Source organism: Bacillus sp. F9_6S_D1_P_5 (assembly GCF_054823925.1).
In genome coordinates this window covers 42,151-66,073 of record NZ_JBTREW010000010.1, presented here as the reverse complement: position 1 = coordinate 66,073, position 23,923 = coordinate 42,151, and the positions used below count along the sequence as shown (strand labels likewise).

General features: G+C 33.7%; 19 protein-coding genes and 1 pseudogene. 9 read left to right on the top strand and 11 right to left on the bottom strand.

The features are described from left to right. Positions 1–36 precede the first annotated feature (36 nt). Positions 37–777 (bottom strand): LytR/AlgR family response regulator transcription factor, encoded by a 741-nt coding sequence (locus ACUXEY_RS14120; protein ID WP_461300950.1) that lies wholly within the window; start codon positions 775–777, stop codon positions 37–39. Then, positions 755–2,524: a two-component system sensor histidine kinase LytS gene (lytS, locus tag ACUXEY_RS14115; protein ID WP_429601674.1), complete on the bottom strand. Its 1,770-nt coding sequence runs from the start codon at positions 2,522–2,524 to the stop codon at positions 755–757. The genes ACUXEY_RS14120 and lytS overlap by 23 nt, the downstream gene beginning before the upstream one ends. 326 nt (positions 2,525–2,850) lie before the next feature. On the opposite strand from lytS, the gene ACUXEY_RS14110 reads away from it, so the two are divergent. Continuing rightward, positions 2,851–4,149, top strand: coding sequence for an MFS transporter (locus ACUXEY_RS14110; RefSeq protein ID WP_166704395.1), 1,299 nt, complete (start codon positions 2,851–2,853; stop codon positions 4,147–4,149). Between the two features lie 96 nt (positions 4,150–4,245). Here ACUXEY_RS14110 and ACUXEY_RS14105 read toward each other — a convergent pair whose 3' ends face one another. Both ACUXEY_RS14105 and ACUXEY_RS14100 read right to left on the bottom strand, forming a co-directional pair. Next, on the bottom strand, positions 4,246–5,814 hold the full coding sequence (locus ACUXEY_RS14105; protein WP_461300949.1) for a BCCT family transporter: 1,569 nt from the start codon (positions 5,812–5,814) through the stop codon (positions 4,246–4,248). Between the two features lie 364 nt (positions 5,815–6,178). After that, positions 6,179–7,249 (bottom strand): nitric oxide synthase oxygenase, encoded by a 1,071-nt coding sequence (locus ACUXEY_RS14100; protein WP_429601677.1) that lies wholly within the window; start codon positions 7,247–7,249, stop codon positions 6,179–6,181. 216 nt (positions 7,250–7,465) lie between these two features. On the opposite strand from ACUXEY_RS14100, the gene sodA reads away from it, so the two are divergent. Continuing rightward, positions 7,466–8,092 carry a superoxide dismutase [Mn] gene (gene sodA / locus ACUXEY_RS14095; protein ID WP_048527953.1) on the top strand — a complete coding sequence of 209 codons (627 nt, stop codon included), beginning with the start codon at positions 7,466–7,468 and terminating at the stop codon, positions 8,090–8,092. 88 nt (positions 8,093–8,180) lie between these two features. Here sodA and ACUXEY_RS14090 read toward each other — a convergent pair whose 3' ends face one another. Together ACUXEY_RS14090 and ACUXEY_RS14085 are read right to left on the bottom strand one after the other, a co-directional pair. Continuing rightward, positions 8,181–9,062 (bottom strand): NAD-dependent epimerase/dehydratase family protein, encoded by an 882-nt coding sequence (locus ACUXEY_RS14090; RefSeq protein WP_461300948.1) that lies wholly within the window; start codon positions 9,060–9,062, stop codon positions 8,181–8,183. 105 nt (positions 9,063–9,167) lie between these two features. Continuing rightward, entirely contained in the window at positions 9,168–9,758 is a 591-nt protein-coding gene (locus ACUXEY_RS14085; RefSeq protein ID WP_048560490.1) for an AmiS/UreI family transporter, read from the bottom strand. 426 nt (positions 9,759–10,184) lie between these two features. Between ACUXEY_RS14085 and ACUXEY_RS14080 the strand changes: the two are divergent. Further along, a pseudogene (locus ACUXEY_RS14080) lies at positions 10,185–10,602 on the top strand (hypothetical protein). 91 nt (positions 10,603–10,693) lie between these two features. Here ACUXEY_RS14080 and ACUXEY_RS14075 read toward each other — a convergent pair. Further along, on the bottom strand, positions 10,694–11,512 hold the full coding sequence (locus tag ACUXEY_RS14075) for an endo alpha-1,4 polygalactosaminidase (protein ID WP_429601683.1): 819 nt from the start codon (positions 11,510–11,512) through the stop codon (positions 10,694–10,696). A gap of 265 nt (positions 11,513–11,777) precedes the next feature. Between ACUXEY_RS14075 and ACUXEY_RS14070 the strand changes: the two genes are divergently transcribed. The 5 genes from ACUXEY_RS14070 to pelG are packed head-to-tail and all read left to right on the top strand — an operon-like array spanning position 11,778 to position 18,604. Further along, positions 11,778–13,001: a GAF domain-containing protein gene (locus ACUXEY_RS14070; RefSeq protein WP_429601685.1), complete on the top strand. Its 1,224-nt coding sequence runs from the start codon at positions 11,778–11,780 to the stop codon at positions 12,999–13,001. Continuing rightward, positions 13,001–13,921, top strand: a complete 921-nt coding sequence (locus ACUXEY_RS14065) for a hypothetical protein (protein ID WP_461300947.1) — start codon at positions 13,001–13,003, stop codon at positions 13,919–13,921. Before ACUXEY_RS14070 ends, ACUXEY_RS14065 begins: the two co-directional genes overlap by 1 nt. Then, positions 13,905–15,737, top strand: a complete 1,833-nt coding sequence (locus tag ACUXEY_RS14060) for a DUF2194 domain-containing protein (RefSeq protein WP_429601689.1) — start codon at positions 13,905–13,907, stop codon at positions 15,735–15,737. Before ACUXEY_RS14065 ends, ACUXEY_RS14060 begins: the two co-directional genes overlap by 17 nt. 3 nt (positions 15,738–15,740) lie before the next feature. Then, complete coding sequence (pelF, locus tag ACUXEY_RS14055) at positions 15,741–17,162, top strand: GT4 family glycosyltransferase PelF (RefSeq protein ID WP_166704385.1); 1,422 nt, start codon at positions 15,741–15,743, stop codon at positions 17,160–17,162. Further along, the gene (gene pelG / locus ACUXEY_RS14050; RefSeq protein WP_461300946.1) at positions 17,150–18,604 is read left to right on the top strand and encodes an exopolysaccharide Pel transporter PelG; all 1,455 of its coding nucleotides are present in this window, start codon (positions 17,150–17,152) and stop codon (positions 18,602–18,604) included. Before pelF ends, pelG begins: the two co-directional genes overlap by 13 nt. A 50-nt stretch (positions 18,605–18,654) precedes the next feature. On the opposite strand, the gene galE is transcribed toward pelG, so the two are convergent. Continuing rightward, the gene (galE, locus tag ACUXEY_RS14045; RefSeq protein ID WP_461300945.1) at positions 18,655–19,671 is read right to left on the bottom strand and encodes a UDP-glucose 4-epimerase GalE; all 1,017 of its coding nucleotides are present in this window, start codon (positions 19,669–19,671) and stop codon (positions 18,655–18,657) included. A gap of 169 nt (positions 19,672–19,840) precedes the next feature. Then, the gene (gene trhA, locus ACUXEY_RS14040) at positions 19,841–20,488 is read right to left on the bottom strand and encodes a PAQR family membrane homeostasis protein TrhA (protein WP_461300944.1); all 648 of its coding nucleotides are present in this window, start codon (positions 20,486–20,488) and stop codon (positions 19,841–19,843) included. 164 nt (positions 20,489–20,652) lie between these two features. Between trhA and ACUXEY_RS14035 the strand changes: the two genes are divergently transcribed. Beyond that, a complete protein-coding gene (locus ACUXEY_RS14035) occupies positions 20,653–21,213 on the top strand; it encodes a DUF1836 domain-containing protein (protein ID WP_461300943.1) in 561 nt (186 codons plus the stop codon). Positions 21,214–21,251: 38 nt separating this feature from the next. Here ACUXEY_RS14035 and dbpA read toward each other — a convergent pair whose 3' ends face one another. Together dbpA and ACUXEY_RS14025 are read right to left on the bottom strand one after the other, a co-directional pair. Next, positions 21,252–22,697 carry an ATP-dependent RNA helicase DbpA gene (gene dbpA, locus ACUXEY_RS14030; protein WP_461300942.1) on the bottom strand — a complete coding sequence of 482 codons (1,446 nt, stop codon included), beginning with the start codon at positions 22,695–22,697 and terminating at the stop codon, positions 21,252–21,254. Between the two features lie 187 nt (positions 22,698–22,884). Then, positions 22,885–23,916, bottom strand: coding sequence for an acyltransferase (locus tag ACUXEY_RS14025; RefSeq protein WP_429601701.1), 1,032 nt, complete (start codon positions 23,914–23,916; stop codon positions 22,885–22,887). Positions 23,917–23,923 lie beyond the last annotated feature (7 nt).

Genomic DNA, 23,923 nt, shown 5'->3' with positions numbered 1-23,923 from the left:
ACAAAAATAGGTAGATGAAATACAAAAAGCTACTTCTTAAATACGAAGTAGCTTTTTGAGTTCTTTTGCATATGTACGGCTAACAGGTACTTTTGATCCTTCTTTCATAATTAAATTATAAGTAGAATTGAACCACGGTTGTATTTCTGTAATATGATTAATATTTGCAATAAAACTACGATGAACACGCATAAAACTTGCTTGCGGCAACTTCTTTTCCAAAATGACAAGTGTATCATGTGTTACATATGTTTCCTTCATCGTTTTCACTGTCACTTTTCCGTCCACAAGTCCTACATATATAATATCTTCAATATTCACAAGTACGATCGATTCCTCAATTGGTAATGCTAATTTATGCATCTCGGTCGCTACGTCTACACTCTTTACTTCCTGTTTTGTTTCTAATTTTATTTGTTTTTGCTTTTTATATTTCTTTAATGTCTGTACGATACGTTCTTCATCAAATGGCTTTAAAATGTAGTCTAACGCATCTACTTCAAATGCTTGCAGTGCGTATTGATCGTAGGCAGTCGCAAACACAATTGCAGGTGGATTTTTCATCTTCTTTAATATATTTGCGATTTCAAATCCGTTATCATCAGATAACTGAATATCTAGGAAAACGATATCTGGTTTGTTTTTCATTAGCTCTTCCAATGCATCTTCTACACAATCAGCCTCTCCAATTATTTCTACTTCTTTTGTTCGTTCTAATAAATATTTCAACTCATCACGTGCTAACATTTCATCGTCAACTACTAATACTTTTAACACTCCGTTTTTCCTCCCCTACTTTTTTCGGGATTACGAAGGAGATTTTTGTCCCTTGCTCTAATTCACTTTCAATTTGAAGCATTGTCTCTTTCCCAAATAATCCGATAAGTCGTTCATTAATATTATATAAAGCTGTTCCAGTCCCTTTTTTTGATGGAACTACCATTTTTCCTAATTGTCCTAGACGTTCACTCTCAATCCCTTGTCCATTATCTTGTACTTCAAAATGAACCATCTCCTCTTTTTCAAATACATGTACCTCAACTTGACACACCGGTTGCTTTTTCGGAAAAGCATGGCGCAACGCATTTTCAACTAATAACTGCAGTACAAATGGTGGAACTAAGGTCGTCTTTAACTCTTCCTCAATGTACATTTTCACTTCATACTTATTCGGAAACCTCGCTTGTTCTAACGATAAATATGCATGTACATGATTTAACTCTTGTTCTAATGGAATAAGTAATTGGCGTGCCCCTTGCAAATTACAACGGAAATACACGCTAAGCTGTAATAATAACTTCCTTGCCTTCTCTACATCTGTTCGGCATAAAGCTGAAACTGTATTAATCGCATTAAATAAAAAGTGTGGGTTAATTTGTGCTTGTAATGCTTTTATCTCTGCATCTTGCAATAATTTACTTTGCAACTCAGCTTCACCTAATTCAAGTTGTGTAGAGAATATTTTTGCTAACCCTTCTGCTAATTCCTCTTCCACACGACTTAACTGATTAGAATTTTTAAAATACAGTTTTAATGTCCCAATTGTATTTCCATGTGAAGTTAGTGGAATAACGATCGCCGCTTGCAAAGGGCAACCTTCATGTTGACAATTAATAACTTCACGCGATTTCGCTTTCATTATTTTTCCTGTGTTCAACACTTCTTTCGATAAACCAGTTATTAAGCTATGTGAAGGAATATGGTGATCTGATGCTAATCCAACGTGAGCTAATATTTTCTCTGTATCTGTTAAGGATACCGCATCTGTTCCCGTAAAGCGGTGAATAATTTGTGCCACATGTTTACAAGAATCTTCTGTTAATCCGCGGCGAAAATATGGTAATGTTTTGTCAGCAATTCGTAATACTTTATGCGTTTGCAGGGCTTTCGCATTTTCTTCCTGACGCAAAATAGCTTGTATCATAGAAAGTAAAATAAAACTCCCGAAACTATTTACAAGGATCATTGGTATCGCAATTGTTTTCACGATACTACTCCCATCCTCTACGATTAATAGGATCATAATCATTTCTAAAGAAACGATAAACACACTTAAAACCGCTGAAAATTTAGGTGTAATTGCACGATTATATTTTTTGAAAATATATCCAATATACCCCGTTATAATACCTGCTAAAATTGACGAAATTGCACAGCTTAGTGCTGTCGTCCCGCCAAGCATATAACGGTGAATACCCGCAATCGATCCTACTCCAATGCCGACGATAGGACCACCAAGCAACCCACTAATTCCAACACCCATAATACGTGTATTCGCAATTGTACTCGATGACGAAACACCTTGTAGCCAATTTTCTTTCATAATTGTATTCCCGGCAATTTCAATCCCTGTGTAATTGCTTACAATTGTAAACACTGAAAAAATACAAATAAGCTTAAGCTTATCTACATATCCATCTTGCTTATGAAGAAGGCGCCTGAACGTTTTAATATGAGAAAGTAAAAATCCTAAAATAACAATAAGTCCGACACGTTCAATCATCATAAGTACTAAATTTAGCATCTGTGATTCATTCCTTTTTATATGAGTTAGTTTTATTATGGGAAAATAATGAAGTGGACGTCAAGAAGAATGACATGCCTTTTGAAATATTTTACACATAACAATTCCCTCTTTATTTGACAATGTAATAGAAGAGTGCTAAAAATAAAGTAATATAATACAGTCCTTTAACCCAACCCCGTGAGGTTGAGAAGGAAGTCGGAATATACTATACGTATGCCCTTTTTTAGGGATACGTATGACTTTTTGGCCTTCTCATCATATCAGGTGAGAAGGCCTTTTGTTATTCTTCCATAGCGACTGTAGAAAAATAAGGAGGAGTAATGATGAGCGTCACTACTGATGTACAATCAACAACAGAGGAGACGAAAGAGAAAAGATATAAAACATTATTTGGTTCCGCGCTAGGATATGCAGCAGAAGGTTTAGATATGTTGCTCTTATCTTTCGTACTCGTCTACATTTTAAAAGAGTTTCATTTAAGCCCTGTTGAAGGTGGAAACTTAACATTAGCTACTACAATAGGGATGCTAATCGGGTCCTACTTGTTTGGATTTATCGCTGATTTATTTGGTCGTATCCGTACGATGGCCTTCACGATTTTACTATTTTCACTCGCAACAGCACTCATTTATTTCGCAACAGATTATTGGCAATTATTAATTCTTCGCTTTTTAGTTGGAATGGGAGTTGGTGGTGAATTCGGGATTGGAATGGCCATCGTAACTGAAACATGGTCTAAAGAAATGCGTGCTAAAGCAACATCCGTTGTTGCACTTGGATGGCAATTCGGCGTACTAGTCGCTTCACTCCTTCCAGCGTTTATCGTCCCGCATTTTGGATGGAGAGCTGTTTTCTTATTTGGACTCATTCCCGCTTTATTAGCTGTTTATGTACGCAAAAGTTTAAGTGAACCGAAAATATGGGAACAGAAACAAAGATACAAGAAAGAGTTGTTACAAAAAGAGGTTGAAGGTAATTTAACAACTACTGAAGCAGAACAGCTAAAACAAATGAAAAAGTTCCCACTTCGAAAGCTGTTCGCAAATAAAAAAGTAACGATAACAACAATTGGTCTTATTATTATGTCATTCATCCAGAACTTCGGATATTATGGCATCTTTACATGGATGCCAACTATTTTAGCGAATAAATATAACTACACATTAGCAAAGGCGAGCGGTTGGATGTTCATCTCTACGATCGGCATGCTAATTGGGATTGCAACTTTTGGTATTCTAGCCGATAAAATTGGTCGCCGTAAAACTTTTACAATCTATTATGTCGGTGGTACTATATACTGTCTCATTTACTTCTTCTTATTCACAGACTCAACATTATTATTATGGGGAAGCGCATTGCTTGGATTCTTTGCAAATGGCATGATGGGAGGATTCGGAGCAGTTTTAGCTGAAAACTATCCTGCTGAAGCTCGCTCTACAGCAGAAAACTTTATTTTCGGTACAGGACGTGGTTTAGCTGGATTTGGACCGGTTATTATCGGATTGCTTGCTGCAGGTGGGAATTTAATGGGAGCATTATCTCTCATCTTCATTATCTATCCAATCGGTTTAGTTACGATGCTATTATGTGTTCCAGAGACGAAGGATAAAGTACTAGAATAGATTGAAACTGTATCCTTCAAGAAAAATAGTTGGATAAATAGGAAAGAGGAAGTATCTCAAATGAGATGCTTCCTCTTTTTATATAAATACAATTATTTATTTTGATTTACTAGCTTTTTGGAACAAGAAGGAGGTTTTCTCTTCTTCTTTTACAATACCTTGCTTTAAAGCTAATTCCCCTGCAACTTTTGGCGCTAGCCATAGCATTGGGAATAACAGAATAGATACCGGGACAGCTGTTACTACGATGAATGATTGCAGCGCATTAATACTTCCCTCACCCATGTATAAAAGAATCGCAGCAACTGTTCCCATAATAAGCGACCAAAACACTCGCAAGCTAATTCTAGGATCTCCATCTCCAGTCACTGCCATTGAAATTGAATACGCCATTGAATCTCCTGTTGTTACTACAAATAAAATTGTTAATAAAAGAAACGCGGGTCCAATAATATTTGAGAGTGGCAGTTGCTCTGTAATTGCAATCATAGCTGCTGGCATACCAGATTCACTTAATGCTGTCGATATAGAACCAGGCTTCATTAACTCATAAAACACACCTGATCCCCCTAGTATTGTAAACCAAAACGTTGTAATAATAGGTGCAATAATTCCAATTGCAACGATAATTTCTCGGATTGTTCTTCCTCTTGAAATACGGCTCACTAAAATTGCCATCATCGGTCCATATCCAATAAACCATCCCCAGAAAAAGATTGTCCACGATCCTAACCAACCTGTATCACCACGATATGTGCTCATTGGAATAAATTCATTTATATAAAATCCAAATGAAGAAACAAATGAATCAATAATAAATCCACCTGGTCCAAACAGTAATACGAATACCATTAATAAAACTGCTAACCTAACATTTAAATTACTTATAATTTGAATCCCTTTATCAATTCCCGTTACCGCAGATATAGTAGAAACCGCTACTACACAAACAATAATAGCTAATTGAGTAGTAAACACATCAGGAATATTAAACAATGCTTGTAACCCATAACTTGCTTGTAGTCCTAAAAATCCGATTGGACCAATCGTCCCTGCAGCTACCGCAATAATGGCAAATACATCAATCATTGTTCCAAGCCAACTCTTTCGCAATTTCTCTCCAAAAATAGGATATAAAAGCGTTCGAGGTTTTAACGGCATACCTTTATGATAATGTCCGTACATCATAACTACCGCACTAATTGTACCTAAAATCGTCCAAGCGAGGAAACCCCAGTGCATATAACTTTGTGCTAAAGCAGGCATTACCGCTTCTTTCGTTCCAGCAGTTATACCTTCATGTATCGGTGGCACTGTCATCAAGTGGTACATCGGCTCTGCTGCTGCCCAAAAAACGCCACCTCCGGCCAGTAATGTAGACATAATAATAGCAAGCCATTTTGTCGTACTAATCTCAGGTTTTTCTAATCCCCCAAGTTTAACTCTCCCATATTTTGAGAACGCCATACACATTGCAACAATAAATGTACCAATTAGTAAAACCTGCCAAAAGGCACCAAAGTATTTAATTGAAGCTGCAAAACTGCTATTAATAACTTCCTCTACGTAACTTTTATTTAAGAAAACTGCAATTACAAATAATAAAAGTAAGCCACCACTAATAAGAAATACAGGCCAATCTGTTTTTCGACTCTTCATTCTCATTTACACTTCCTCCTTCCTCAGCAATCTAAAAAAACAACTTTATTATGTTTTATCGTTTACACCCAAAACATAATGATTATATAAGCATAATAATTCATCAATTTTTCCACACACTTATGTTGTCCCTAAAAATATGCTAAATCCCTTATTTAAAAGAAAATTTCTATTCCTATTACATAAAAAAGCAAAATAAAAGACCTTATATTTCTATAAGGTCTTCGAAACAGAAATTTGATTATAACATAAGGAACTGCTTGGTTCAAAAAGCACCTTCCAAAAATAACCGAGCGTAAAGGCTTCCATTTGCTACATAACAGTAATTAAAAAAAATTATATTTTTATAGAAAATGCCCTATACTACAAACTATTTATGAAAGAAATTCGGCTTTAAAATTTCATTCGGATACGGTTTATGATAAATATGAGTAGTAGCTGGAGATAACGGTGGAATGAGCCACACCCAATTCCCTGTTACAACCCGTCCACAAGCAGCTTCTTGTTTCTCAAATTGCTGAAATTGTTGTGCAGCAGTATGATGGTCCACAATACTAACTCCTTGTTTTTTAAAAGAGTTTAGTACGGCAATATTCAACTCAATTAACGCCTTATCTTTCCACAACGTACCGTTTCTAGATGTATCGAGATTCATCATCTCTGCAACGGCTGGCAGTAAATTATAACGATCATGATCCGCTAAATTACGGGCACCAATTTCTGTACCCATATACCATCCATTGAACGGAGCAGCAGTATAAGAAATACCGCCAATCTCTAGGCGCATATCTGAAATCATCGGTACTCCATACCACTTTACTCCTAAAGATGAGATTGGATACTCTGGATGTTCAATCGGTACCTCTTTCACTTCTTTTTTAGGAATTTCTTTATATACAGGTTCTTTTCCATCGACAGAAAACACAAGTGGCAATACATCATAATTCGTACCTTCTCCTTGCCAGCCAAGCTCCTGACAAAAATTCGTAAACGCAGCGGAATGAGAGTCACCAATCACTCCCATTTCTGTTTTATATCCTGCATATCGAATCAATTGGTGATTATAAATTCGTATATTATTTTCTTCACCTTGATATTGCTTAAAGATTGTAATGGTCGGTTTTACTTTTCCGTCATTCGTTGCATATTTAATATGATGAATTAATGCATTATATACACCTTCTTCATCATTTACTTCACGTGCATCTAATATGTGCATCTTACTCCAAAATAGTCTTCCAATACATCGATTACTATTGCGCCATGCCATGCGCGATCCATGAACAAGTTCTTCAAATGTATGCTCATACGTCCCTGTGTTCTCTATCTCAACTTGAATTTCTTTCATGCGTTCTTCTATGAATTGTTCTTTATTAAGCTCTTTGTAGCAAATCGTAATAAACTGACTCGCTTCCTCTATTAATTGTTTCGTTTTACTCATAAACGATCTCCTTCTATTTCAACAAAACGTTACTACTTTACAGTATAAGCAAAAAGAATAAGAGTCACAAATGAAAGTCGAAGTGTTACTTTTATTGTAATATTTTTCAGAAAATTAAAGAGATTACTATTGACTTGTATAAAAAATAGGTGTATTTTTGACTCAGGTAAATTATTTTTACCTAGACCAACTTTTAATGAGAAAGGAGGGAATGTCATGTCTTCATTTCAATTGCCAAAGCTTTCATATGACTATGATGAACTAGAGCCATATATTGATAGCAACACACTTTCTATTCATCATGGAAAACATCATGCGACATACGTAAATAATTTGAATGCGGCTTTAGAAAACTATACGGAATTACATAATAAATCTTTAGAAGAGTTACTATGTAATTTAGAAACTTTACCAAAGGAAATTGTTACAGCTGTCAGAAATAACGGTGGTGGACATTATTGTCATAGTCTGTTTTGGGAAGTAATGAGCCCACGCGGTGGCGGCGAACCTAATGGAGACGTTGCAAAAGTAATTGATTATTATTTCAATACCTTTGACAACTTAAAAGATCAATTGTCCAAAGCAGCGATTAGCCGTTTTGGAAGTGGCTATGGGTGGCTTGTCCTTGATGGTGAGGAACTTACTGTTATGAGTACACCTAATCAAGATACACCTCTGCAAGAAGGTAAGATTCCATTACTCGTCATCGATGTATGGGAGCATGCCTATTATTTAAAGTATCAAAATCGGCGCCCAGAATTTGTTACCAACTGGTGGCATACGGTGAACTGGGACCGGGTAAATGAAAAGTATTTACAAGCAATTCAATCACAAACACATTAGTCGTGCGTATAAGGTAAATTTGGTAATGTAAAATTAGTATTGTCGAAATCCTCCAGAATCCCCCGGATTGCCACCGGGGGATTTATGATTATTCCATTGCATGTAAGTAATAACGTAATACCTTTTCTATTTCTATTTTCAACTCTCGGAACGTGAATCCTAATTCATTAGCTTTTCCATTATGTAATGTACAATTAATCACTTCATTATAAGGTGCTACATGATCTCCTACCTGTTGAACGAGTGCTTTTATTCCCGTATTTCCTTCTATGAAATGAATCATTTCTCGAGTAGAAACTACTCCGTTGCTACAAGCATTCATTGGCCCTTCTATACTTTCTATCCCGCACCAAGCTAAAAATTCTCCAGCTTCTTCTTCATGTATAAACGACAACTCTCCATCTAGATGATTCACAGCGATAGGCTCTTGCCTTACAATATGCTCAGCATAAAATTGTAACCTTTTCGTATAATCATTTTCTCCAATAACAACTGGAAAACGCACTGCAACAACTGGGAATGTTGCTTGTTGAAATACAACAGCTTCAGCTAATCGCTTGCCTTCACCATAATTAAAATCCTTCCTATCCCCATATGTAATAACATACTCATACGGATTAAAGTCCTCTTCTAACAAGCCTATCGCTGGCTCATAAACAGCCATTGAAGACGTCATAACGTATTTCTTCGTTTTCTCTCTTAACACTTCACATATTACCTTCGCTGCATTCGAGCTATAGCATAAATTATCGTATACGATATCATAACTCTTATCTTCTAGACGCTCTGCTAGTTGTTTTCCATCTTCTCTATCTACAATAAGTCTTTTTACTCTACTGCCAAAAGAATCTTCCGTAATTCCTCTCGTCGCAATCGTTACATCGTGTCCATTTTGCAACAGTGCTTCTACTAAATGTTTACCAAAAAATCTTGTTCCCCCTAGTACTAATACTTTTTTCAATTTCATCATCCCCATTTTGATAAATTGTAAAATACTCCCTCTCTATTATAAATGCTCATATAAAAAAAGCATGAAATTCGTTTAACGATTCCATGCTTTTCTACAGAAAGTATATTAACGTACTCGATATTTATAAATACAATAACAGAAGTATAAAATAGAAATTACGGATACATAAACCCATAGATCATATACGAATCCCTCGCCCCATACTCCCATAAAATAAAAGAGTGAAGGCAACGTTAATGTTACCCATGATTGTACGAAAGCAATTCTTCCAAGATATTGATTGATATTCTTTTTTTGTGTATTTAATACAAAGAACAAGTACCAAAGTAATGCCCACATAAACCACGTTAATGCATTCACAACATCGTGGAATTGAACAAATGAAACAACCATATAGAATAAAGCAATAATTGCTACCCAAATACAAAACCACCCTAGACCGCTACTATCCATTCCTTTTATAAAAGTAACACCTACATATAAATAGGTTAATCCAAATAAGAAAGTAGCTGCATATGAATATACCGTCCAATTGCTTTGGTCAGAAATCATAATCAAATAGAACGGAATAATAATTTGTAGTGCACCCACAAATAAATTAAAAACACCCGCACTTTTCATCTCTGCTTTTCCTAATATAACAAGACTATTTAAAAATAAAGCTGCACCCGAAAGTAATAATCCTACATAACCCATATATCCTCATGTGAAAACCTTATATTTTCACACCATACCCTCCCTATCTTGTAAAAATTATATTAATCCTTATTTTCCTTCTTACTTACAACTACATACAAAGTTTTTTCGAAAATAAGTCAGACTTCCTACCTTAAAAAACAATAAAAAAATCCCTTTCATGCATGCCATACAGTAATGATTTCAAACAAAATGTATCACACGATAAAAACGCTTTCAATAATACGTAATTCAACTAAAAAGCTAATAGGATTATTTGATTATAAACGCACTTTAACAATGATACAAGTATTGGAATATTATTCAATATTACATTTTAGATTTCTATAAAAAATTGATAGAATAATGCATTTCCCCTATCTCCTTCTATCAATGATCTGCATAGAATATTGTACAATCATATTAAATTAGAAAGGTCTGATATTTATGCCTCTTCATTATCCAATTCACTTTCCTATTTACTCAACTGGTGTTTTAACGAGAGAACCCGCTACTGTTTCTGCAGTAGTAAACATTGTAAATCTAGATGCATATAAATATAGAGGTTTGGGATTGGTCTAATTATTCTAATCCGGTGAAATTACCTATATTACTTGGTGAGAAGACGGAAGCGAGCTTCCCGTATCCTTTAGCTGCAAATCATTTAGCGGTCTTTTTTGCAGATTTAAATGAATCTGTTAATTTTTATGAAATCCGCATTTCTTATCGTAAGCACGCTAATATAGTTGCAAATTGTTTTGGCCGTAGTGACCCGCCTTATACAACTCAAGAAAGCAATACCGTATACCATAAACAACTGGTTAAAATTAATGAAGATATAACGCATCCATATTATCATTCCTAATAAATCTGATACCTTCTAGAGCAATAATACTCTTTTTCCTTCTCTAGAAAAAAGAGTATTATTGCTCTCAAGGTACATATTCAATACTATTTTAATGATCATAAATATCATTTGGATTTATTGTAGGAATAAACCCATTTATAGTACTATATTTTTTTGATACATCATCTGGAGTTACAGTAAACGTTACAATTTTATTGCTCTGTTGTTTAAAATAACGCATCCAATTTTGGCTCCATTGATCTTCTGCAATAACGTGTTTATTAAAATCTTCCCATAGTACACCATGGATAAAATTTAAAGTCGCACTTTTAATCGTTTCAAATCCCCAATTCTGTACAAACAATAATTTAGAATCGACACTTTTAATTTCCTTTAATAAATTTAGATATGCCACTCTAAACTTTTCTTGTATGGTTGGCTGATTATAAAAATAATCGTCGATATCACCAGCAGTGTCTAAAAATACCCCATCCATACCTTTCCCACTAATTTGCTGTTTTACTTTGTTAATGATAATACTCCGATAATGGTTGTCAGCTAAATTCATAATATATGTATCCCACTGTTCAATTTTCATTTTCTCGCCGTCTCTATAATAATAATCTGACTCCATTACTTGTGATTTATGCCAAACTTCTAATTCTAAAACACTAACGTAGCCGAGAACTACAGTTCCTGATTTTTTTAATTGTTGAACCTGCTCTCTTGTAAATGCATAAGGCTCGATAATAACCATGTCATACTTCGAAAGCCTTTCAATTACTTGCTCATTTGCGTCGCCATAATAAATTTTATAACTTTGCACATTTTTTAAGACTGGGTTCACAGCATTTACTTGTGCTGCTGTATTTGAAGAAAAAAGAAAAGAAAATATAGAAAAAAAACAGATGGAACGTTTCCAACTCATAATTACATTACCTCCTATACTACTATAGTAATATTTTTATCTTTTATATCTTAAAACTTTAGTGAAATGTCGTTATTTTATAAAAATTATTCAAAAACAACATGGATTAACAAAATTTAGAATTTATTTCTCTTGAATTTACCATATCCCTATTGATAAAATAACTTGTATTCTGCAAAAAATATATATTTTAAAATACCTGTTTATTTTACTTCATGTATTATTCCTAGGAGCTAAATTGGTAAATGAAAGAAGGAGTCTATTTATGCACTATAAGCAATCCAATTTATTTATGAAATTGATTGAACCTACTATTCTCTTTATTGCTCTATTTGTTCTCTCAATATTAACTGATTTTTTTACATCTACACATGAATATTTCATAGTTTTATTTATTACATTAATTATTTCTAGCCGATACGGTATATCAATTGCGCTTTTCACATTTCTAGAATCAATAATTTATATTTTTATAACCGGTATATATAAGGGTGATGATGTACTACTTTACTTTTATTCATCAGATGATTGGATAAGTTGGATTTTCTTGCTTGTGATTAGTTTATATTGCGGGTTAATGAGTACTTCACAAAAAGAACGTTATGAAGATATACATATGATAAATACTGAACTCAAATCTGAAAATAAAGAGCTAAAATATGTTATTAAACAATTGGATGAAACACGTATTACACTTCGTTCCCGTGTGCTTGAATCAAATAATCACTTATCTAAAATGTACCATATGTTTAAAGCCTTAAATCATACACATCCCGAAATTGTATTAGATGAAGGAATGAATGTATTAAAAACATATTTTGGTGCAAAAAAAATTGGTATTTATCACGTAGATAACAGTAAACAATCTCTTCGTATTAAATTAAGATTTGACACGGGTGAAAACACTTTACCTCAATCCATTTTTGTTAAGAACTCTTCATCAGTGATCAAAAATGCATTAGCTCATAATCGACCATTTTTCCGTACAAAAGAAGATTTTCAAGACGCACCACTTTTAGTTGGTCCCGTCTTATTCCAAGATAATGTGCAATACATCATTATTTTAGATGAAATAGAATTCTCCAAAATAACTTCTGAACAATTCGAACTTTTCACATGGTATTTACGCTGGATGGGCGACCGTTTACAAAACGCTTCTAACATTTGGGTATCTAACCAAGAAGAGCGTACATTCCCTAAAACAAGTATTTACTATGAAGACGAATTTGAACATTTATTAAAAATAGAACAAAAACGTTACGAAACATTATCATATCCATATTCCTATTTTGAGTTCCATGCATCACAAGATTCTTTACAAGTAATAAATTCAATCTTAAAAGCACATTTACGTGATATTGACATCTTCAGTTATAGCACAACCCACCAAAAAATCATGATTTTATTACCTGGTACCGAAGAAAAGTTTTTATTACAAGTTAAAACCCGTATACAAAATGCGCTCTCTGCTGAAGGAGTGATATTCTAATGATTTTCCTCCTTCTTTATATTATATATGCTATTTTAATTTTTCTCTTATTTCGATTTACGAAAGGTTTAATTTCAGAAAATAAAAAAGGAATTATTGAATTTTGCTTAATTGTCTCTCTCCTTTTTCCACTTCTTGGGCTCATTGTATCAGTAATTATGTTACTACTTAATATAAAACGTTCCAAAACAGAGTGGCTACAACAGTATTCTGATTATGTTTCCTTTCAAGTTGATAATTATGAAGAGATTTTGGAATCCGCTAAACAAGATATGGACCTTATTTCATTTTCCTCTGGATTAGAAATTGATAAACCAGAGTTACATAAGCAACTCATTGTACAATTAAGTTCTTCTACCATTTCTAATGAAGGTGGATTATTGAAAGAAGCAATTCATCATAAAGATCCTGAAACTGTACATTATGCTGCGACTACGATTAATTTACTAAATGAACGTTATGAAAAACAGATTGGATACTTAAATAAACAATTTCTGCAGCATCCTCAAAATGACATTGCAGAAGAATTGGTTTCTAATTACTTAAGGTATATAGAAAGCGGCCTACTTTCTAATCAACAAAAAGAAAATACAATTAATGAATTTATGAGTTTCATCATACAAAGTATAGAATTTTTCCCTAACGAATTGCTCTACTCTTTTCAACTTGGAAATCTACTTCTATACAAAAAACAATATGTAGAATCCGAAGAACAATTTTCACACCTTATCCACCTTAATCCTGAATCATATTACGGTTATGTCGGATTACTGGAACTATATTACGAACAACAATTATGGGACAAACTTTACAAATTAATTGATAATCTAACATCTACAAAAAAAATTCATATTCTACCACGTAAGTATCAGTTATTTGTAGGGCAGTTTGGAGGCATACACATTGAAGAAGAGCATTAATATATATATCGGGGTTATCAGTGTTACTTTACTTCTCTTAATCATATCTATCTTAATATATCGAACAGATAATTTTTATAGGATTTTTTCTGTTCCTAAAACTAGGGAAACAACTGCCGTTAAAACAGTAACAGCGAAAAATGTAAATCCAAATGGCCAACAAATGCAATTCTACGTTTTAACGACAGATAATAAATTAGGGGAACAAGTTACGTTTCATACAAAAAAGGCAATGGACTATGCCCACCTACATTATAAAGACATTACAGTTAATGAAATTAAGACACTTACTCCCTCTCCTTATACAGGGATTATTATTACAGGTGAACTAATGGCGCAACTTCCACAAGCTGATATTCAAAATTTTGTACAAATGGGCGGAAGAATTATTATCGCAAACCGACTGGATTCAGATCCTTCCTGGAACACATTATTTGGTATTACAAAAAAAGGAGGCTTCAAAGATGCGAAAGGATTAACCTTTGAAGAAGTTTTATTCCCTGGTTATCCTGATCTCTCAAGTTCTTCTCCATTGTTTACTCATAGCTCAATGAATATTACGCTAAATGAGAATACAACTAATACTTGGATTACGGCAGAAGATACTCCCATCCTTTGGACCAATGACTACGGTGAAGGAAAAGTCTTATATTGGAATACAACAGCATTGAACGATAAATTAGGTAGAGGTATGTTCGTTCAATCACTGGGTACTATTTTCCCGACTTTCGCTACAGCACAACTTGGAGCGGAGATTATGTATATCGATGACTTCCCATCTCCAATTCCAAGTGGAGAACTAAAAAACTTAACAACAGAAAAAATTTCTGTTGAAGAATTTTATAAAAAACATTGGTGGAAAAATATGAAGGATATCTCTGAAGAGCTTGATATTAAATATACGGGTGTTGCAATTGGGACATACCAAAATAAAGTAACGCCACCTTTTGAAGATTTCACAAGTAAAAATAGAAATACCTATTTATTATTTGGGAGAGAACTATTAAGTCACGGTGGAGAAATCGGTATTCACGGCTATAACCATCAACCTTTATTATTACCACCAGACCCAGTAGATAAAGCACTTGAATATGTTCCATGGAATTCAAAAGAGGATATGGAGAGCTCCTTAGATGCTCTACAAAAACTCGTGTATAACTTCTTTCCAAACGAAAAACTAAAAACTTATGTACCACCATCCAATATTATAAATACAACTGGATTAAGTGCATTAAACGATGCAGTTCCAACTATGGAAACAGTTGCTTCTCTATATGTAGGAAGTAAAAGTAACGGCAGTTTAATTCAAGAATTTGGGCCAGATGAACACAACAAAAACATTTATCACTTCCCGCGTATTACGAGTGGCTATGCTATCCCAGATGAAGAACAATTTATTTTAGCTGATGTTACCGCAAATTTAGGGGTTATCTCACATTTCGTCCATCCAGATGATATCCTTGATGAAAAACGCTCGGGTAACTTAACATGGGAAGAATTATTTAAAGCTTATAAAACGACAATTAAAGAAATACGAGAAAGATATCCTTATATAAAAAGTATGACCCAAAGTGAAGCAACTGCTTCTATGAAAATTTATCAAACTGGTGACCTAGATGTTTCTTATGAAGATGATACAGTTCACATTGCATATAAAGGGTTACCAAACCACACTTCCACAATTATACGTGTAGAAGAAGGTAAGAAGATACAAACTGGCTCATTCTCTTACGGTACAGTTAAAAAGCTTGATTCCCAAATTTATAGCGTTACGTTAACGAAAGCAAGCGCTACGATCCCAATTAAAGGAGAATAACAAATGAGAATAGGTTTGGTCGTTGAAGGCAGTTACCCCTTTGTGAGTGGAGGGGTGGCAAGCTGGGTTCAAATGATTATCCAGCAGTTTAAAGAACATGAATTTACGATTTTTGCGATAGTCCCTCAAGTAAAAACGGAAGATGAATATCAATATGAAATTCCAAGCAACGTAAAAGATATCATTATGATTCCTTTACAATCAGAAAATGAAGCAAAACATATAAAAACCAATTTAACTACTGACGAAGTACAAATACTTCAAAAATGGTTTACATTCCAAGCTAACGACACAAAAGCATTACAAATATTAGGAAACAAGCAAAAGCTAGGAACACTACATTCCTTCTTCGAAAGTCGTGAGTTTTATGAAATTGTTAAAGAAAGCTATTTGTATGAAGAAAGTAGTGGTTCTTTCTTAAATTATTTTTGGATGTGGAGATCTATGTTCACACCAATCATTCAAATTTTACAAATTGATTTTCCTGAATTAGATCTTATTCATTCTGTATCTACAGGCTACGGTGGGCTTCTTGGCGCTGCAATTGGTGCCAAGTCTGACATACCATTTATTCTAACAGAGCATGGTATTTATTCTCGGGAACGTGAAGAGGAAATACTTCAATCAACTTGGATACCAATTGAATACAAAAAAAGGTGGGTTTCTTTCTTCCATCATTTATCTCACCAAGCATATGAACAAGCTACCGATGTGATTACGTTATTCGGCCGAAATAGTGCATATCAAAAAGAACTAGGTGCTCCGGCCCATAAACTGAAAATTGTTCCAAACGGCGTTACTTTATCTGACTATAAAGGACTACGTAAGCCAAAATATAATTCGGATAAACTTATTATTTCCGCTATTATACGGGTTGTGCCAATTAAAGATGTAAAAACAATGATTTATGCAGCTAAATTATTATTAGAAAAAGATATTCCATTTATATTTTACTTACTAGGTCCTGATACAGAAGAACCAGAATATGCCCAAGAATGTCGTGATTTAATTCAGCAACTTGGATTAAAAGAACATGTAATAATGACTGGCAGAGTAAACATTAAAGATTACTTAAAACAAACGGATATTCTCGTATTAACAAGTATATCTGAAGGACAACCACTAGCTATGTTAGAAGGAATGGCATCAGGATTACCATGGGTTGTTACAGATGTTGGTTCTTGTAAGGAGTTAATTTATGGACAAGATGAAGATCCTTACGGCCAATGTGGCTTTGTTGTACCACCTGTATCTCCTGAACAAGTTGCGACTCACTTAGAATGGTATTATCGCCACCCTGAATCCATTCAGCAATTCGGAAACAATGGGCGTAATCGGATTGAAGCATATTATCAATTATCAGGTGTTGTTGATAGTTATCGTAAGCTTTATTTAGAAAGGGGTGCGAAAACATGGCAGGTATAGGATTTCGATTACAAAAATTATTTCAGGAAGACTACTATTCTTCAAGGGTAAAAGCTTATGGATTTTCGTTATTTGTTACAGCTGGTCCTTGGTTAGTCGTTATTTTAGCAGTAACAGCTATTCGATACATTTTGAGTTTATTTCACTCTATTTCAATTGAAGAACAGCGCCTTTTCACTATTTCAATTTCATATTGCTTTATTTTTTCTCAAATTATATACGGAGCATTGCAGCTCATTGTAACTAGATATGTAGCTGACCTTTTATACGAACAAAAAGCTGATAAAGTATTTTCGTCATTTTTAGGAATGACGAAAATCACACTTTTTTTAGCTATTATGTTATGGCTTTTATTTGCATTTTTCACACCATTAGCCTTGTATTATAAAATCGTGATGCTATTTTTATTTTTAGCTTTAAATATTATTTGGATTCAGTCCATTTATTTAACAGCAGCTAAAGATTATCAATCAATTGCTCTTGCATTTTTAATCGGATCCATTTTTTCCCTATCAGGAATTGCACTAATAGCTTACTGGCATCCTACACTTGGGCTAGAACATGGCTCTGCCCTATTGCTTTTAATTTCTTTTACACTCGGTACTTTCATTACACTAGTATGGTTAAGTATCGTTATTGTACGAATGTTTCCAAATAGTGATGCTACTGAACAATTTACCTTTCTTTCTTATTTAGATAAATATCCAGAGTTATTTTGGTCAAGCCTATTTTACAATGTGGGTATTTGGGTATGTAATTTTGTTATTTGGTTTGGAGAAGGACGAGGAAATATTGAAGACACATTTATTTATCATCAAATTTATGATACTTCTGTTTTCTGGGCGTATTTAAGTATTATTCCAACCTATATTTTCTTTGTAGTATCCATTGAAACAAGGTTTTATGAAAGATATAAAAAGTTCTTCGGTTCAGTAAACAACGACGGAACATTAAATACTCTCTTACAATTGAAAGATTCCATGAATTTTGTCTTAAAGCAAGAAATAGAACGTATACTTCGTAATCAAGGTATTTTTTCTTTACTTATTATTTTTATAATATGGATGTTTAGTTCGCAATCTGGAAACACAACACTTAATTACTCTATTCTGCAACTAACTATAGTTGGTGCCTATGCAAATGGAATGGTGCTCGTTACTACGTTACTACTCCTATACTTTGAGGATCGTAAAGGGGCATTTCGAACATCAGCTATTTTCTTTTTTGCAAACCTGTTATTAAGCCTTCTCCTGCTTCCATTTGGATTCAATGGTTACGGCATTAGTTTTGCAGTTGGATCCTCTATTACATTCCTATATGCTATTTCTAGACTCTTTAATTACATTAAAGATATTGATTATTATACATTTTGCCAGTCAAATATTCCTATAAAACAGCGAACTTTCTTTACCAAATTAGCTAATAAACTTAACGGGAAATAAATAAAAAAATGACCTTTTGCTCATGCAAAGGTCATTTTTTTATTTACATATTAAACTTCTAAATAGCCATTTTTATTATTTGATTGCCATTTCCAAGAATCTGCACACATTTCCTCTAATCCACGTGTTGCCTCCCAGCCTAATTCACGCTTCGCTTTCGATGCATCTGCGAAACATACTGCCACATCGCCAGGACGACGCTCCGTAATTTTATAAGGAATTTTCTTATCTGAAACTCTTTCAAATGCTTCAACCATCTCTAGTACACTATACCCCGTACCTGTGCCCAGATTATAAGCATCTACTCCTGTTGTATTCAGTACTTTCTCTAGCGCTTTTACGTGACCTTGTGCTAAGTCTACAACATGTATGTAATCACGGACACCCGTCCCATCTTTCGTTGGATAGTCATTTCCAAATACATTTAATTCTTTTAACTTCCCTACAGCTACTTGTGTTACATATGGCATTAAGTTATTTGGAATTCCATTTGGATCTTCTCCAATACGCCCACTTTTATGTGCACCAAATGGATTGAAATAGCGAAGTAACGCGATGCTCCATTCTGTATCCGCAAGTGCCACATCACGCATTATTTGTTCAATCATTAATTTCGTTTGACCGTATGGATTTGTTGCACTTAATGGAAATTCTTCCGTGATTGGTGATGTTTCTGGAATACCATATACCGTTGCAGATGAGCTAAAAATCATCCTCTTCACATTACGCTTTTGCATTACTTCGCATAATACTAATGTGCTAATAATGTTGTTATGATAATACATCAATGGCTTTGCTACTGATTCCCCTACAGCCTTTAAACCTGCAAAGTGAATCACAGCCTCAATTGTATTTTCCTCAAAAATTTTATTCAGTGCCTCGTAATTTACAAGATCCTCTTTATAAAACTTAAATTGTTTTCCCGTTATCTCTTTTATTCGATTGATAGACTCTACTGAACTGTTTGACAAATTATCTACTACAATAATTTCATAACCAGTATTCAGTAATTCTACGCATGTATGACTCCCAATATATCCTGCTCCACCTGTTACAAGTACTGCCATAATTTTAGTCCCCCCATATCATTTTTAATATGAATTAACCAAATTATACCATGCATCCCTTGCTATATGTTTATTATGTGAACACAGAAACTTACATTTTATTCTATACAGGATTCCACTTAAACAATCAAAAAATGCCACATAACTAAAATCATGTGGCATTTTTTAATTAAATTACGTAACAATACACACTTAAAAAGTGGGCGAGGCTTCCCAATAATACGAAAATGTGAAAAATTTCATGATGCCCCATATTTTTAAACTCTAACCATTTTGGCTTTGTTCCATAAATAAATCCACCAATTGTATAAAGAATGCCCCCAAGCACTAGAAGCACGATACCTCCTGCACTTAAGTTAGCAGCTAACGGTGCAAAAAATAGAACAATTAACCAGCCCATTGTAATATAAATTGCTGTTGATAACCATCTCGGACAACTAAACCAAAACATTTTAAAAACAATACCACAAATGGCAGTTGCATACACTAAACAAAATAATAATAGACCGTTTGCAGAATGTAATGTAATTAAACAAAATGGTGCATATGTACCTGCAATCAATATAAAAATCATAGAGTGATCAAGCTTCCTGAAGAAATAAATAACACGTTCACTGGCTACAACACTATGATATACAGCTGATGCTGTATACAAAACCATCATTCCGATACCAAATAAAATAACAGCTGTAATTGCCGCAAAAGACGGCATATTAATAGAAACTTTTACAAGCATAGCTAATAATGCAATAAATGATAATACAGCTCCTCCTAAATGGGTAAAAGCATTAACCGGTTCTCTTATATAAGCATTCATATAAACACCCCTCGTATAATTACATGTAGTTTTGATAACTACATGTAATTATATACACATTATTACTATAGGTCAACATTTACAATTCATTTGTTTCGTAATACCATATTTAGAGATAAACTAAACATTATGCTCCACTAAGTTATAAAAGTGAGGGGTTCTACGTGGAAAATATAAATAAATTACTTGAAACATTACATTTAGAAAAGAATATTACTCTTGAAGATATTCCAAATGTCGACTTGTATGTAGATCAGGTTGTCCAACTATTTGAAAATACTTATGCAGATACAACGAGAACTGATGACGAAAAAGTATTAACAAAAACAATGATTAACAATTATGCAAAAGGAAAATTATTCATTCCAATCAAAAATAAAAAATACTCAAAAGAGCATATGATTTTAATCAGCCTAATTTATCAATTAAAAGGGGCTCTTTCCATTAATGACATAAAAAGCTCCTTAGAAAATATAAACGAGTCTTTATTACACGACGATTCATTCAAATTAAATACACTATATAAAGAGTATCTTTCTCTTACCGAAAATAACGTCGAAAGCTTTACACAAGACGTAAATAGCCGTATTTCAGAAGTAAGTGAGCTTTCTTCCTTAGAAGATCCAAAGCTAGAAAAGTTTCTATTACTAAACTCCTTAGTGAACATGAGTAATATGTATAGACGTTTAGCAGAGAAATTAGTCGATGATTTAAAAGAATCTTAAATAAAAAAACTATCCACTTATTAAAGTGGATAGTTTTTTTACTTATTTGCCTCATGAACTTTCAATTGTTTACCTTTTATCGTTGTATTTCTCATAACCTTTAAAACGAGTGGTCCTTTTCCGTTTAATATTTCAACATAAGAAACATTATCTTGTATTGTAATAATGCCTATATCTTCAGCAGAAACACCTTGGATCTTAGCAATGGTACCGACGAAATCCACCGCCCTAATTTTCTTTTTCTTCCCGCCATTAAAGTACAGTTTCATAATTCCTTTATTTATATCCGCATTTTTATCTTTCTTTATAATTGGTTTAGCATGTATTTTTTCTTCAAATACAGCTTTCCCTTTTATAACTTCTTCTTTTGAAGGTGCCAATACTTTTGGAATTTCAAATCCGATATATTCTTCAATTTCTTCTAAAAATCTATTTTCATAAGGCGTTATAAATGTAATGGCCTTTCCGCTATTACCAGCTCGTCCCGTTCTTCCTGTACGGTGTACATAGCTTTCTTTTTCTAATGGAATATCATAATTAATAACATGTGTAATATTATCAATATCAATTCCTCTTGCAGCTACATCTGTTGCTACTAAATAACGGAACTTTCCTTTTCTAAAATCATCCATAACTTCAAAACGATCTTCCTGTACCATACCACCGTGTATTTTATCACAAGGATAATTAACTCGTTTTAGCTGTCTATATACATGGTCTACATTTTCTTGTGTACGACAAAAAACAATGCAACTGTCGGGATTTTCAATCATCGTTACGTCTTTAAGAAGTGAAAGCTTCTCTTCTTCCCTTACTTCAAACAGAGTATGTTCAATTTTATCCGTTGTAATCCCAGCTGCTTTAATTTCAATATGAGTTGGTGCATTCATATATGTACGTGATAACTTTTCAACATCTTCCGGTAATGTTGCTGAAAATAGCATTGTCATTCTTTTTGTAGGTAATTCATCAATAATTGCCTCTACTTGATCGATAAAGCCCATATTTAACATTTCATCTGCTTCATCAATCACTAAATATTTTAATCGCTCTAAAGAAAGAGTTCCCTTTTCAATATGATCCAACACACGTCCTGGAGTCCCTACCACAATATGCGTCTTTTGTTTTAGCTCTAATTTTTGACGTGCAAATGGAGATTTACCATAAATTGCAGCGGCTTTAATTCTTTTGAATCGCCCTATATTTGTAATATCTTCTTTCACTTGAACAGCAAGTTCCCTCGTCGGTGTTAAAACTAACGCTTGTGGTTTATTTTCTTCCCACTCTACCATTTCACAAAGTGGTATACCGAACGAAGCCGTTTTCCCACTACCTGTTTGTGATTTTACAACAAGATCCCTCTTTTGCAATGCAACTGGAATAACCTCTCCTTGCACTTCTGTTGGATGCTCATATCCTAAACCAGTAAGTGCTCGTCTTACTTCTTTACTTAATGCATAATTACTAAAGCTTTTTTTACTCATATATTAACCTCATTTGATTTTATATTTAACCTATTCTGTTCTTCATACCTCACTTTAGACTATAGTAAGATACTATATTAATCCACTGTTTTTAATTCATTTCAGCCTAAATTTATCTACGTATAATTTTAAAATAGCAAAGGGCAGCCTTAATTATAAGTCTGCCCTATCTATACCATATTCATTTTTACGGAACTAGTTTTTTCACAACTGGTATTCTTTGCAATATTAACGTAATTACCATACTAAGAACAATTGTAATCGTTACATTAATAGGTATTGCCAATATTGCATGTACACGCTCATTTACTTTAGGGAAAACCATGTACAACAAGTTATTTAATAAGAAGAAGTGAAGTATATAGATTCCAAGGCTTGCTTGATTTATAAAACGGAATAACAATGGTAATTCTCTTTCTGATTTTTGGAAAGCATATTTAAAAAATACAAATAATCCAATCGCCATCAGTACAACGCCTGGCGCAAAATATCCATACCAAAAATGTTCTAATTGTCCATTTGCTTTTACTGTATAGTAATACGTAATAAAGAATGTACTAATAAACCCTACAAGTCCTCCAACGTAAGAAATATTTCTCCATTTTTTCGAAATATCGTAATTGGATAAGTAATAACCAAGTAGGAAATACCCTACATAATTTGTAACGTAAAATAATTCAATATTAAAGTTGATAGGATAATAATATTTCACTAAATTGACTACAACAGACGCATATAACCATAAAATTAAAAAGTATTCTATTTCTCTTTTTTTAGCATTCTTCACAAAGATTTTCAGTAGAGGTGTAATTAAATATATCCCTACAATCATGTATAAGAACCATAAATGTCCCCCAATAGTATCCGTTAAAAAGTGCTTAATCCCTTGCTTTAAAGAGGCCGGGAAATAGCCTGCATATGCCCCATATGCATAAAATATAGCGCTCCAAGCTATAAAAGGAATAATTACTTTACTCGCGCGCTTCTGTAAAAACTCCCCGACTGAAATATCTTTCGTTCCTTTTAACAATAAAGCTCCACTAATCATTACAAAAATCGGCACACTCGCACGTGAAATCGATTCAAATAGATTACCAGCCATCCAGCGTGAAGCGTTATTTGCATCTAACACTGAAACATAACCAGCAGCAACGTGAATTGTAACTACTGCGATTGTTGCTAATACTCGCAACCAATCCATATATACTAGACGCTTCATTAGCACC